Genomic DNA, 13,425 nt, shown 5'->3' on the forward strand with positions numbered 1-13,425 from the left:
CAGCCATCCCTGGCCGGACTTCGAGCTTGAAAAATCACCACCTCTCAGAATTTCACGCGCAGTTCGACGCCGACCGCGCGTGGTGGGGTGATGCTGGCGAACGGCGTGCCGAACACGCTGGTGGAGATATTGTTCACCCCGGTCACGTAGCGCTTGTTGAACACGTTGTTGGCGTACAGCGCGACGCCCCACTGGTCGTCGGCCGCATGCCAGTCCAGCCGCGCGTCGGTGCGTTGCTGGGCGACGCCGGTGTCGAAGTTCGGGCTGATCTGGCAGGTGCCCTGCAGTTGCGAGTCGCGGTTGCAGCGCGACTTGCCGCGGTAGGCATGCGACAGGTCGAACTCCAGCGCGCCGCCCGCCACGCCCTGCCAGGTGTACGACAGCGAGCTGGCAAACGAGAACAGCGGTTCGCCGGTGGGCTGGCCGGACAGGTCGGCGCCCGACGGCGCCACCGCCTGGCGGTAGGTGGCGTCGATGTAGGCTCCGGTGAAGCTGAGCTTGAACGCATCCACCGGTTGCCATTGCGCCTCGAACTCCAGGCCGTGGGCTTCCTGGTCGGTGCTGCTGACCAGGTAGCGCGGCACGCCGGAGCCGGCGCTGTTGGGATCGAGCGTGAGCGACTGCTTGTTGTCGTAGCGGTAGTAGTAGACCGAGCCGTTCAGCAGCAGGTGCTGCTCGGGGAACAGGGTCTTCAGGCCGGCCTCGTAGTTGAGCACCTTCTCCGGGTCGAAGCGCGAGCCGATCTGCACGCTGTTGTAGCCGCCGGCCTTGTAGCCCTTGGTCACCGAGGCGTAGCCCATCACGTCGGGGGTGAACTTGTAGTCCAGCACCACGCGGGGGCTGAAGTCGTTCCAGCTGTTCTTGTCCTTCACCAGCACGTTGACCGGAGCGCCGCCGGCGGCGTTGAAGATCAGGTTCTGCTGGAAGGGACTGGGGTCAATGACGATGCCGAGTGCGGCCAATTGCGGCAGCAGTTCGGCAATGGTGGCGTCCAGTTCCGGCGCCTGACGCAGCGGATTGAACCAGGAGAACTGCTTTTCGTCCCGGGTGAAGCGAGCACCGGTGGTGAGGCTGAGCCGATCGGTGAGATGCCAGATCACGTCGCCGTACGCGGCGTAGGCCTTGAAGCGACCCACGTTGTCGATCTGCTCGCGCCAGGGATTGCCCAGCAGGTGGTACTGGCCGAAGCCCAGCAACGGCAACACCGAATCGTAGAAGGCGAAGGTGTCGGTGAACGGATTGCCGCCCACGTTCATCGCCAGCGAATCGACGCTGTCGGTGAATACGTTGGTCTGGCTGGTCTGCCGCGCATGCTCGTCGTAGTAGCTGACGCCGCCGACCCAGTCGGCGATGCCGGCGGTGCCGGCGAACTTGAACTCCTGGTACCAGCTGTTGTTGCTCTCGATGTTGGCGGTGTCGAGGTAGGTGGCGCGGTTGTTGGTGCCGTCGTAGTCGCCGCGGTTGTAGGTGTTGAAGTGCCGCCACGCGGTGGTCGAGGTGAGGCTGCCCCAGCTGAAGGAGTGGTCGACGGTGAGCGTGGCGCCGTCGAAGTGGCGCTTCTCGCCCGCGTTCACCGTGTCGTTGTACAGCGGCGCATGGCGCGGATCGAGGTAGCTCGACGAATCGGCCGGGAACGGCGGGACCTGGTCGTTGAACGGGGCGGGGCGCGTCACGTAGTCCGATTTCGCGATCAGCCCGATCGCCGGCTGCGGCGGCTGCTTGAGTTGTTCGTGGTCCCACGCCAGCAGCACGCGGGTGTCGGGCGTGGCGTTCCAGCGCCACACCAGGCGGCTGCCCCAGTCGTGGTCCTTGCCGTAGCTTTCGCCGGTGGCGGCGTCCTTGATCCATCCGTCGCTGCGGTTGTCCAGCACGCTCATGCGCACGGCCATGTCGCGGTTCACCGGCACGTTGACCAGGGCGTCGGCGTACTTGCGGCCGTCGTTGCCGAAGCGCACGCGGGCCTTGCCCTCGAAGTGGTCGCTGGGTTCGTTGGTGACGATCGAGATCGCGCCGGCGGCGGCATTGCGGCCGAACAGTGTGCCCTGCGGCCCCTTCAGCACTTCGATCCGTGCGATGTCGTTGAACGCCAGCAGCGCGCCGCCGGAGCGGGCCGCATAGACGCCATCGACGTAGACGCCCACGGCCGACTCGGTGCCGATGCCGAAGTTGCTGGTCTCGATGCCGCGCATCTGGTAGCTCGGCTGGGTCGGCTGGTCGGCGCCGACCACCAGGCCGGGCACGAAGATGTCCATCCGGCTGAGGTCGGTCGCCGCCAGCGTGTCGATCTGCTTCGCGGTGACGATCTGCAGCGGGATCGGCACTTCCTGCATTTCCTGCGAGCGGCTTTGCGCGGTGACGGTGATCTTGCCCAGCTGGGTGACGTCCTTGACCGGGTCGCTCGCCGGCGCATTGCTGCCGGCGGCATCCTGCGGCGGCGCCTCGGCGCCGAAGGCCAGCGACGGGCTGCACAGCAACAGCAGCGTACTGCCGCCGAACAGCAGTTTGCGCAGGCTGATCGAAAGTGGGCGTTGACGCATGTTCATTCGGTGCTCTCCCCTTGCATCGGACCGCGCGGCCATGGACAGCCGCGCACAGTTGTCTTGTGGAATCAGTGGATCGCCACGCAGCTCCCCGGCTGCGCCGCAATCCATGCCTTGATCAGCGCCACGCCCTCGCGGTGCACGGTGCTGCGGCCGAGCTCCGGCATCATCACGCCCGGTTCGGTCGACGACAGCCGGTACGGCAGGATCGACTCGTCCGGCTGGCCCGGCACGATGTCGAAGAAGTGGTCGCCGGTGCCCTGGCCGGCCGCGGTCGGCGGCTTGCAGATGCCCAGGTGACGGTCTTCCGGCGTGGTGTAGTCGAGCGTGAGGCCGGTGGTGTTGGCGGCGCCGTTGGCGTTGTGGCAATGGCCGCAGTTGATGTCGAGGTAGGCGCGGGCGCGGGCGTCCAGCGGTGCGTGCGGATCTTCCCAGTTCGCGTCGCGGGGGAGGTCGGCCGCGGCGGGCAGGCCGCCGAGGTAGCCCAGCTTCACCAGGTGTTCGAGCTGGTTGGCGCTGCCTTCGGCGTAGTGATAGTCCTTGTTGAGGTGGCGCGCCTTCGGCCCGATCGGATGGATCTTGCGGCTGACCCAGTCCTGCGCATGGCAGCTGGCGCACTGGCTTTCGTCGGGCACCACGTAGTTGAAGTCCTCGCGGGCAGGTATGCCGGCGGCCGGCTGGTCGGCGACCAGGGTCATCGGCAGCACCGCGCCGGTGCGCGCCAGGGTGGCTTCGGTCTGCGCCTCGTTCCACACATAGGGAATCGCCGCCCAGCCGTCCTTGCGATGGACCAGGATGCGCGTTTCGACCAGGTGCACGTGCGCCATGTCCAGGCCCTGCCCGGCGAAGTCGCGCGAGTAGTCGTCATTGCGCAGGACTTCGCCCACCTTGCCGTCGGCGGCGCGAGGGTAATAGAAGGTCTTGCTGATCACCGTGCCGACCGGGAAGTCCAGGGTGTCGGTCGGGTTGTATTTTGCCGACGTGCCCGCGGGCATCCAGATCGTGCGCAGCTTGTGCGCGTAGTCGGTGAACAGCGGCGTGTTGAGGTCGTACGGCACCACGCCGGCGTTGAGCTGCAGCTTGCCGTCGTGGACCTCGACCACGTGCCAGTCACCGAGCTTCTGCGGGCGGCCCTCGGCATGGAAGGCCACCGGCGCCATGCCCTGCTGGCATCCCGCCAGCAGCAGCCATCCCAGCAGTGGAAGTGCGTAACGCCAGTGTCGCCCTGCAGTCATGCCTTCGGCTCCGGGTTCAGCACCACCGGCGACAGCTTCGGCAGCGTGCACTGGTAGGGCTTCATGTCGTTGCTGGGGCTCTTGTAGTCGTGCGGGCCGTCGGCGTTCAGCACGCCGCTGACGTCCTGGATACAGATGCGGTCGGCGGCCGGTGGCACGCCGTCGACCAGGCTCTTCGCGTCGACGTAGCCGTCCCACAGCACGTCGGGGAAGTGGCCGGTGAGGCCGTACATGGCCGTCTTCAGCGTCTTCAGCTTGATCCCGTCCGGCGAATCGCCGCCGCCCTTGAGCCGGTTGCCGTAGATGAAGATGCCTTTCGGATACGGGTTGTAGCTCGGCGAGACGCCGCGGGTGTTGTAGTAGTTGGTCGAGAAGTAGCTGGCGATGATCAGGTTCGCGGTCTGGTTGTCGGAGATGTCGTTGTCGAAGATCTCCACCTTGTCGTTCGAGTTCACCACCACGCCCGAGCCGGCCGGCACGCTGGCCACCGCGGCGCCCTTGGCGGCGAAGTTGCCCGTGTTGTTGGAGTAGATCTTGTTCTTGAACACCCGCGTGCTGTGGCCTTCCTGCGACAGGTTCGGCATGTTGAACACCAGGATGCCGCCGGTGTTGTTGGTGGCGGTGTTGCCGTAGACGTCGGCGTTCACCGAGTTCTCGATCTCCACGCCGGCCACGTTGTACTCGGCGCGGTTGTTGCGCACGATGATGTCGTGCGACTGGCCTACGTAGATGCCCGCGTCGGAAGCGCCGATCACCACCGAGTTCTCGATCAGCACGTTCTGCGTCTTCACCGGATACAGGCCGTAGGCGCCGTTGGTGGTCTTCGGGCCGCCGGTCCACTCGATGCGCACGCCGCGAATGGTGATGTTCTTGCCCTGGTTGATCTTCAGCGCGTCGCCCTTGGTGTCTTCCAGCGCCAGGTTCTCGATGGTGAAGTCGCTGGCGTTGACCAGCAGGCCTTCCGGCCCGACCACCTGGCCCTTGAACGACAGCACGGTCTTGTCCATGCCGGCGCCCTTGATGGTGACGCCGTCGGTGCGCAGGCTGAGACCGCGCCGCAGCGAGTAGTGGCCGGCGGGAATCTCGATCACGCTGCCGGGCTTGGCGTCCAGCAACTGTTCCTGCAACCTGGCTTCGAAGCTGGCATCGGTGCCGGTCTGTGACGCCGGCTCGGACTTGCCGCAGCCGGCCAGGGCCGCGGCGATCGCCACCGTGATGAACAATGTGCGCATGTTGCTGACTCCCCGTTAGGCATCGAATGCCGACAATGACCCCACTCTCCCTCAATCCACGCCAAAGGGGGAGGGCAGAACGGCCAGGGTACGGGGGGCAAACCGGTCAGCGTGGCGGGGCGATGGGGGGGTGAGGAGTGGGTAGATGGGAAAGCTGGAGCGCGGTGCGCCAGGCTCTTCTCCCATTTCTCACCTCTCTCCTCCCCGCACTCACTCCTGTTCCATCAGATCGCGTTGCGGCGGGCGTCCTGTGGCGGCATGCCGGTCCAGCGCTTGAAGGCGCGGCGGAATTCGCGCGGGTCGTTGAAGCCGACCTCGCTGCCGATCTGGGCCACGCTCAGGGTGCCGGCCTGCAACAGCTGCAGCGCCCGCTCGGCCCGCACGCGGTCGTGGATCTCGCGGAAGATGCGGCCACTCTCGGCGAGCTTGCGCCGCAGCGAGCGCTCGCTGAGGTTGAGCGTGCGCGCCACGTCGTTGAGCTTGGGCTGCTGCGCCAGCTGGCTGCGCAGCAGGCGTTCCACCGCGGCGACGATTTCCTGGTGCGGCTCGCCGCCGTCCGGCGTGCGCTGCTGCGCGCACAGGGCCAGCGCTTGCTGCGCGGTCAGCGGGTTGTAGCCGGGCAGCGTCCGCGCCAGCCATTGGGTGTCGATCAGCAACTGGTTGCGCGGGGCGCCGAAACGCACCTCGCAGCCGAACAGCGCCTCGTACTTGGCGGCATAGGCGGGCCGGGGGTAGGCGAAGTCCGCCCGCACCGGGCACAGCTCGGCGCCGACCAGTTCGCGGGCGATCATCAGGCAGCTGGCGAACAGTTCTTCGCAGAAGAACGGCATCAGTTCGGTGTCGCCGAAGCGCGGCCACGCCAGCAGCGCGACCTCGCGCTCGCTGACCGGCTCGACGGCGACCTCCAGCAGGCAGCCGCAGATCTTGTGATGGGCGATGCCGGCGAACATCGCCTCGCCCAGCGTGCGCGAGGTCATCATCGCCAGGCCGAGCAGGCCGAAGCCGCCGATGGTGCCTTCGCGCCCGATGCGCAGGCCGGCATCGGGAACATCCAGGGCCTGCAGCGCGCGACGCACGAAGGTATTGGCCTGGCGATAGGACACGCGCAAGGCGGGGTCGGCGATCTGTTCCCGGCTCAGCGCCAGGCCGGCAAACCAGGACCGGCTGTCCACCCCGGCGGCATCGGCCAGCTGCACCAGGTAGAGCAGCTTGTTGGGCGGAAATTCCGCGGCGGTATAGCGCGGATCGTCGCTAGCGATGGCGGGGCTGGCGACGGGTGATGGGCCGATCATGCCGGCGGGACGTGCCATGCTGCGAGTGCTCCAGGAAAGCCTGCCGGCACCGGGCCGGCGACGAAAGGGTCTCTATAACATGGCCCGGCGCCCCGCCGTTTGCGCGCCGCACAACATCGGTGTTGCTGACGATTCGCAGGTCATCGAAGCGACGGCATGGCACCACGCGATCAAGGCGACGCGGTATCGCATCGCTCCCCAGTCCGCACCCGCCAGGCCTCAGTGCCAGCGGTCACCGTCGCGATCCCGGTCGCGGTCGTGGTGGCGGTCGTTGTCATGGCGGCGGTCATGGTCGCGGTGATGTCCGACGTAGCCGTGATCGCGCGGCGGTACCACGATGCAGCCATTGAGCGACAAGCTGCCCACCAGCACGCTGGCGGCGATGAGGGTGGTGGTCATGAATCGACGCATGGCGGCTTCCTCGTGGCGGTGGACGCAAGAAGTAGCACGCCGGTGAGCGCGCCGTCGTCCATGGGAGCCGTCGGTGACGGCTCCCGTTCATCCGCAAGGCACTTGTCGTTCAGCTGGATGAAGCCCCGCTGAGGATGCGCCGGATCTCCGGGCGGATTCCGGCGCGGGACTTACTCGCCGATCGTCAGCAGCGAGGCGTTGCCGCCGGCCGCGGTGGTGTTGACGGTGAGCGTGCGCTCGCCGGCGAAACGCAGCAGGTAGTGCGGGCCGCCGGCCTTGGGGCCGGTGCCGGACAGGCACTCGCCGCCGAACGGCTGCACGCCGACCACCGCGCCGATCTGGTTGCGGTTGACGTAGCAGTTGCCGACGCGGGCGTGGCTGGCGATGTAGTCGACGGTGTCGTTGATGCGGCTGTGGATGCCCAGGGTGAGGCCGTAGCCGGTGGCGTTGATCTGGTCGACGATCTGCTTCAGCTCGCTGCCCTTCCAGCGGATCACGTGCAGCACCGGGCCGAACACTTCGCGGGTCAACGTGGCGAGCGAGGGAATTTCGTAGGCCCGCGGCGCGAAGAAGGTGCCGTTGGCGGTGAGCGCGGGGTCCAGCGCGACCTCGCCGATCTTCTTCGCTTCCTTGTCCATGCGCGCGGCGTGGTCGACCAGGATCTGCTTCGCGTCCTCGTCGATCACCGGGCCGACGTCGGTGGACAGCAGACCCGGATCGCCGACCTTCAGCTCGGCCATCGCGCCGGTGAGCATGGCGGTGACCTTGTCGGCGATGTCTTCCTGCACGAACAGCACGCGCGCGGCCGAGCAGCGCTGGCCGGCGGACTGGAACGCCGAGGCGATCACGTCCTTGACGATCTGCTCGGGCAGGGCGGAGGAGTCGGCGATCATCGCGTTCTGCCCGCCGGTCTCGGCGATCAGCGCGGCGATCGGTGCATTGCGCGCGGCCAAGCTCCGGTTGATCGCCCACGCGGTGTCGGTGGAGCCGGTGAAGGCGACACCGGCCACGCGCGGGTCCCTGGTGAGCGCGGCGCCCACGGTAGCGCCGTCGCCCGGCAGATACTGCAGCACGTCGACCGGCACGCCGGCTTCGTGCAGCAGCTTCACCGCGGCATGGCCGATCAGCGAGGTCTGCTCGGCAGGCTTGGCGATCACGCTGTTGCCGGCGGCCAGCGCGGCGCTGACCTGACCCAGGAAGATCGCCAGCGGGAAGTTCCACGGACTGATGCAGACGAACACGCCGCGACCGTTGAGGAACAATTGATTGCTCTCGCCGGTGGGGCCGGGCAGCTGTTCGGGCTGGCCGAACAGGCGGCGCGCCATGGCCGCGTAGTAACGCAGGAAGTCGGCCGCCTCGCGGATCTCGGCGATCGCGTCGGGCAGGCTCTTGCCGGCCTCGCGCACGCACAGCGCGATGAACTCGCCGCGGCGCGCTTCGAGCTGGTCGGCGGCGTGTTCGAGGATCGCGGCGCGGCTGGCCGCCGGCAGGCGATCCCAGCCGAACTGGGCGGCGACCGCGTTGCCCAGCGCCTTGTCGACGGCGGCGCTGTCGGCGCCGGTATAGCTGCCCACCACCTGGCGGCGATCGGCCGGGTTGGTCACCTGCACGGTCGGGCCGTTCGCGCTCGCGCCCGGCACCAGGGGAGCAGCGGTCCACGGGCCGGTGTGTGCGTTGACCGCGTCGGCCATCGCCTTCAGTTCGTTGTCGTTGGAGAAGTTGACGCCCATGGAATTCTTCCGGGTGATCGAATTGGAATGCTGCGCAGGCGCGGTGTTGTCGCCGTAGAGATTCACCGGCAGCGGGATGCGCGGATGCGGAATGGAACTGAAGCTGCGCACCGTCTCGCAGGGATCGGCGACCAGCTCGCGCACCGGCACGCTTTCATCGACGACGCGATTGACGAAGCTGGTGTTGGCGCCGTTCTCCAGCAGGCGACGCACCAGGTACGGCAGCAGGTCTTCGTGCGTGCCCACCGGCGCATACACGCGGCAGGGCACGTTCAGATTCTGCGGGCCGATCACCTCGGCGTACAGGTCGGTGCCCATGCCGTGCAGGCGCTGGAACTCGAACGGACGGCCGTGCGCCAGGTGATGGACGGCGGCGATCGAGTGCGCGTTGTGGGTGGCGAACTGCGGATAGATCAGCTCGCTGCCGGCATCGAACAGCTTGCGGGCGCAGGCCAGGTAGGAGACGTCGGTGTTCGGCTTGCGCGTGTACACCGGATAGCCGGCCAGGCCGTTTTCCTGGGCGCGCTTGATCTCCGCATCCCAGTAGGCGCCCTTGACCAGGCGCACGTACCAGCGGCGGTTGGCGGCGCGCGCGGTCTCGACCAGCCAGTCGATCACGAACGGCGTGCGCTTGGCGTACGCCTGCACCACGATGCCCAGGCCGTTCCAGCCTTCGAGCGACGGATGGGCGAAGACGTCGCCGATGATGTCCAGCGACAGCTCCAGCCGCTCCGCTTCCTCGGCGTCGACCGACAGCGCGATGCCATGCTTCATCGCCAGCTGCGACAGTTCCAGCAGTTTTTCGGTGAGCTGGCGGCGTGCCAGCTCGCGCTTGGCCACTTCGTAGCGCGGATGCAGCGCGGACAGCTTCACCGAGATCGACGGCGCGTCGGTGTGGTTGGCGAACGGGCCGCGCGCGCCGATCGCGGCGATCGCGCGGCGGTAGTCTTCCTGGTAGCGCTCGGCCGTGGCGCTGGTCAGCGCGGACTCGCCCAGCATGTCGTAGGAATAGCGGTAGACCGCGTATTCCTTCTTCGCGCAGCGGTCGAGCGCCTCGTCGATGCTGCGGCCCATCACGAACTGGTGGCCCATGATGCGCATGGCCTGGCGCACGGCAAGGCGGATCGCCGGTTCGCCCGCACGACCGACCAGCCGCTTCAGCGCGCCGGTGAAGTCGTGGCGGGTGTCCTCGGCGAGGTTGACCAGGTGGCCGGTCAGCATCAGGCCCCAGGTCGAGGCGTTGACGAACAGCGATTCGCTCTGGCCCAGGTGCTTCTTCCAGTCCGCGTCGCCCAGCTTGTCGCGGATCAGCTTGTCGGCGGTGGCCTTGTCCGGAATGCGCAGCAGGGCTTCGGCCACGCACATCAGCAGCACGCCTTCCTCGGAGGAAAGATCGTACTGGCGCATGAAGGATTCGACCGCGCTCTGGTCGCTGGCGCGTGACCGCACGCGGGTGACCAGGCCGGCGGCCACGTCGATCACCTGTTCGCGTTCGGCCGGCGGCAGGCTGGCCTGGACCAGCAGATCGTTGACCGCTTCGGTCTCGTCGCGCAGCCAGGCCGCAGTAATGCGCGCGCGCGCGGGCGTGCAGTCGAGGGGAAGTTCGGGGCTGAGAATGGCTTGGGTCACGGGAAGCTTGCCAGAATCCGCTCGGGGCGGAGGGAAGCGCGGGATTGTACGCCGCAGCTCGCCATTTCGGGCGGCTGCGGCCGCTTTCCGCAGGGCAGGCGAGCATGTCCGCAGGCCCTGCCCCGAGACGTGATCCAGGTCAACAGGGTGCGACATTCTTGCCCGTTGCGCCGCCGCGGCCTATCATTCCCGCGTTCCAGGCACGCCGGATCCCCATGATCGTGCTTCGACCAGCTACCGCCGGCTTGCCCTGCGTGACGATGTGGCTCAAGCCCAATCGCACGCTCAGCCGGCGCGGTCTGCGTCGACTGATCATGGTTCTGGCAGCGCTGGTGCTGATGACGGCTGGACTGGGATCTTGGCAGGGGAATGTGTTCGCTCCGCTGTTTGCCCTGGTTGAATCCGCCGCCGTGGCCTTCGCCCTGAGCGTGGCATGGCGGGCCGGTGACCGTAGTGAGCGCATCACTCTCGACGCCGTGTCGCTGGAGGTGCAATCGCTGCCAGGCCGGCGCCGCATGCGTTTCCAGTCGTACTGGGTACGCGTGTTGCTGGAGCCCGCCAACGGGCGCCAGCGGCTGCTGCTGTCATCGCATGGGCGCGAGCTGGAGATCGGCGCATTCCTGGCGGATCAGGAACGCGTCGAGCTGTCGAAGAAACTCATGGTGTTGCTGGCCGATCTCAACGGACAGCTACGCAGGTAGGTTCAACAAAGGTGCAAGACATGACATCTGGCGGCATCAGGCGATCATTCACGGCAGCGGCGGCTCTCGCCCTTGCCTCGTTCGGCAGCGTGGCCCTGGCCGCCCCCGGTCCGTGGCAACTGAACATGGAGCGTGGTTCGAGCACCTGGTCGCAGGTGCCGTACCATCTCAACAACATCTCGCTGGCCGTGTGCACCGTGATCGGCGTGCTGGTGTTCGGCGCGATGTTCGTGGCGATGTTCCGCTTCCGCAAATCGCGCGGTGCGGTCGCCGAGAAGTGGTCACACAACACCATGGTGGAAGTGATCTGGACCACCATCCCGGTGCTGATCCTGATCACTCTGGCGTGGCTGGCCACCGGCGGCCTCACCAGCTGGGCCGACACCACCGGCTCGCAGATGACCGTCAAGGTCACCGGCTACCAGTGGAAATGGCGCTACGACTACGTCGACTACATGGGCAAGTCGATCGACAAGGTCGGCTTCATGTCCAAGCTGGATACGCAGAGCGACCAGACCCGCCAGCTCGGTTCGGGCATGGACCCGTTCGCGGTCAAGGTCGGTGACGAAAGCACCTATCTGCTCAATGTCGACAAGCCGCTGGTCGTGCCGGTCGACACCAAGATCCGCTTCGTGATCACCAGCGGCGACGTGATCCACTCCTGGTGGGTGCCGGCGACCGGCTGGAAGATCGACGCCATCCCCGGAATCATCAATGCCGCGTGGGCGAACTTCACCACGCCGGGCACCTATCGCGGCCAGTGCGCCGAGCTGTGCGGCCAGGATCACGGCTTCATGCCGATCGTGGTGGTGGTGAAGTCCAAGGCGGATTTCGCCAAGTGGCTGGCCGAGCAGGAGACGCAATCCGCTGCGCCCGCCGCCACGCCGCAAACCGCACAGGTCGCCATCCCGGCTGGTGGCAAGCAGGGCTGACCCGCGGGTCAGCCTTGTCGGCACGACTTCATTTTCGCAGTTGCATTCCACTTTCAGGTTAGAGGTACGTCATGTCCCACGCAGCCACCCATGATCACCATGATGATCACCACGGCGCGCCGAAGAATTTCTTCCAGCGCTGGGTCATGTCCACCAACCACAAGGACATCGGCACGCTGTATCTGATCTTCGCGCTGACGATGTTCTTCATCGGCGGCAGCTTCGCGATGGGTATCCGTGCCGAGCTGTTCAAGCCCGGCATGCAGCTGATGCAGCCGTACTTCTTCAACGAGCTCACCACCATGCATGCGCTGGTGATGATCTTCGGCGCGATCATGCCGGCCTTCGTCGGCCTCGGTAACTGGATGATCCCGCTGATGGTCGGCGCGCCGGACATGGCGTTGCCGCGCATGAACAACCTGTCGTTCTGGATCCTGCCGTTCGCCTTCATCCTGATGCTGTCCACCCTGTTCATGCCCGGTGGTGGCCCGGCCGGTGGCTGGACCATGTATCCGCCGCTGGCGCTGCAGAGCGACTCGCTGGCCTACGTGGTGTTCGCGGTCCACCTGATGGGCATCAGCTCGATCATGGGCGCGATCAACATCATCGCCACCATCCTCAACATGCGCGCGCCGGGCATGGATCTGCTGAAGATGCCGGTGTTCGTGTGGAGCTGGCTGATCACCGCGTTCCTGCTGATCGCCGTGATGCCGGTGCTGGCCGGTGCGGTGACGATGCTGCTCACCGACAAGTATTTCGGCACCAACTTCTTCAACCCGGGCGGCGGCGGCGACCCCGTCCTGTACCAGCACATCTTCTGGTTCTTCGGCCATCCCGAGGTCTACATCATGATCCTGCCCGCGTTCGGGATCATCTCGGAAGTGGTGCCGACCTTCGCGCGCAAGCCGATCTTCGGCTACAAGGCGATGGTGTTCGCGATCGCCTGCATCGCCTTCCTGTCGTTCATCGTGTGGGCGCACCACATGTTCGCGGTCGGCCTGCCGCTGGGCGCCGAAATCTTCTTCATGTACGCCACCATGCTGATCTCGGTGCCGACCGGCGTGAAGGTGTTCAACTGGGTCGCCACCATGTGGGGCGGTTCGATGACGTTCGAGACGCCGATGCTGTTCTCGCTGGCGTTCATCATCCTGTTCACCATCGGCGGCTTCTCCGGCCTGATGCTGGCGCTGGTCCCGGCCGACTTCCAGTATCACGACACCTACTTCGTGGTGGCGCATTTCCACTACGTGCTGGTGACCGGTGCGCTGTTCGCGATCATCTCGGCGGCCTACTACTGGATGCCGAAGTGGACCGGCAACATGTACAGCGAGTTCTGGGGCAAGGTGCACTTCTGGAACAGCGTGATCTGGGTCAACGTGCTGTTCTTCCCGCAGCACTTCCTGGGCCTGGCCGGCATGCCGCGCCGCATCCCCGACTACAACGTCGCGTTCGCCAACTTCAACATGATCAGCTCGATCGGTGGCTTCCTGTTCGGCGCCACCCAGCTGATCTTCATCGGCGTGCTGATCCACTGCGCGTTCTTCTCCAAGAAGAAGGCCACCGACCGCGTGTGGGAAGGTGCCAAGGGCCTGGAGTGGACCGTGCCGTCGCCGGCACCGCATCACACCTTCGAAGTGCCGCCGGTGATCAACGACGACGAGCTGGCGCACGGTCACGTGAACGACTGACGGTTTTCGCGACATCCTGGCCAGCGCCGGGATGT

General features: G+C 66.5%; 9 protein-coding genes. 3 read left to right on the forward strand and 6 right to left on the reverse strand.

Annotation, left to right across the window (positions count from 1 at the left end; translation table 11 throughout):
- Window positions 1-44: 44 nt before the first annotated feature.
- From ASD55_RS17060 to putA, 6 genes are all read right to left on the reverse strand, one after another.
- Entirely contained in the window at window positions 45-2,537 is a 2,493-nt protein-coding gene (locus ASD55_RS17060; protein WP_235577867.1) for a TonB-dependent receptor, read from the reverse strand.
- 71 nt (window positions 2,538-2,608) lie between these two features.
- Window positions 2,609-3,775 carry an SO2930 family diheme c-type cytochrome gene (locus tag ASD55_RS17065; protein WP_056768118.1) on the reverse strand — a complete coding sequence of 389 codons (1,167 nt, stop codon included), beginning with the start codon at window positions 3,773-3,775 and terminating at the stop codon, window positions 2,609-2,611.
- Window positions 3,772-5,007: a parallel beta-helix domain-containing protein gene (locus ASD55_RS17070; protein ID WP_056768121.1), complete on the reverse strand. Its 1,236-nt coding sequence runs from the start codon at window positions 5,005-5,007 to the stop codon at window positions 3,772-3,774. Before ASD55_RS17070 ends, ASD55_RS17065 begins: the two co-directional genes overlap by 4 nt.
- 224 nt (window positions 5,008-5,231) lie before the next feature.
- Window positions 5,232-6,317: an AraC family transcriptional regulator gene (locus ASD55_RS17075; RefSeq protein WP_056715396.1), complete on the reverse strand. Its 1,086-nt coding sequence runs from the start codon at window positions 6,315-6,317 to the stop codon at window positions 5,232-5,234.
- A gap of 201 nt (window positions 6,318-6,518) precedes the next feature.
- Window positions 6,519-6,710 (reverse strand): hypothetical protein, encoded by a 192-nt coding sequence (locus ASD55_RS17080; protein WP_157599046.1) that lies wholly within the window; start codon window positions 6,708-6,710, stop codon window positions 6,519-6,521.
- Between the two features lie 170 nt (window positions 6,711-6,880).
- A complete protein-coding gene (gene putA, locus ASD55_RS17085) occupies window positions 6,881-10,069 on the reverse strand; it encodes a bifunctional proline dehydrogenase/L-glutamate gamma-semialdehyde dehydrogenase PutA (RefSeq protein WP_056768126.1) in 3,189 nt (1,062 codons plus the stop codon).
- Window positions 10,070-10,329: 260 nt separating this feature from the next.
- On the opposite strand from putA, the gene ASD55_RS17090 reads away from it, so the two are divergent.
- The 3 genes from ASD55_RS17090 to ctaD all read left to right on the forward strand — a co-directional run bounded on the left by ASD55_RS17090 (window position 10,330) and on the right by ctaD (window position 13,390).
- Window positions 10,330-10,770 (forward strand): DUF2244 domain-containing protein, encoded by a 441-nt coding sequence (locus tag ASD55_RS17090; protein ID WP_056715440.1) that lies wholly within the window; start codon window positions 10,330-10,332, stop codon window positions 10,768-10,770.
- 20 nt (window positions 10,771-10,790) lie between these two features.
- Window positions 10,791-11,702: a cytochrome c oxidase subunit II gene (gene coxB, locus ASD55_RS17095; RefSeq protein WP_056715406.1), complete on the forward strand. Its 912-nt coding sequence runs from the start codon at window positions 10,791-10,793 to the stop codon at window positions 11,700-11,702.
- 71 nt (window positions 11,703-11,773) lie between these two features.
- The gene (gene ctaD, locus ASD55_RS17100; RefSeq protein ID WP_056768127.1) at window positions 11,774-13,390 is read left to right on the forward strand and encodes a cytochrome c oxidase subunit I; all 1,617 of its coding nucleotides are present in this window, start codon (window positions 11,774-11,776) and stop codon (window positions 13,388-13,390) included.
- Window positions 13,391-13,425: the final 35 nt, after the last annotated feature.

It is taken from the genome of Rhodanobacter sp. Root561 (genome assembly GCF_001427365.1).
Classification (GTDB): Bacteria; Pseudomonadota; Gammaproteobacteria; order Xanthomonadales; family Rhodanobacteraceae; genus Rhodanobacter.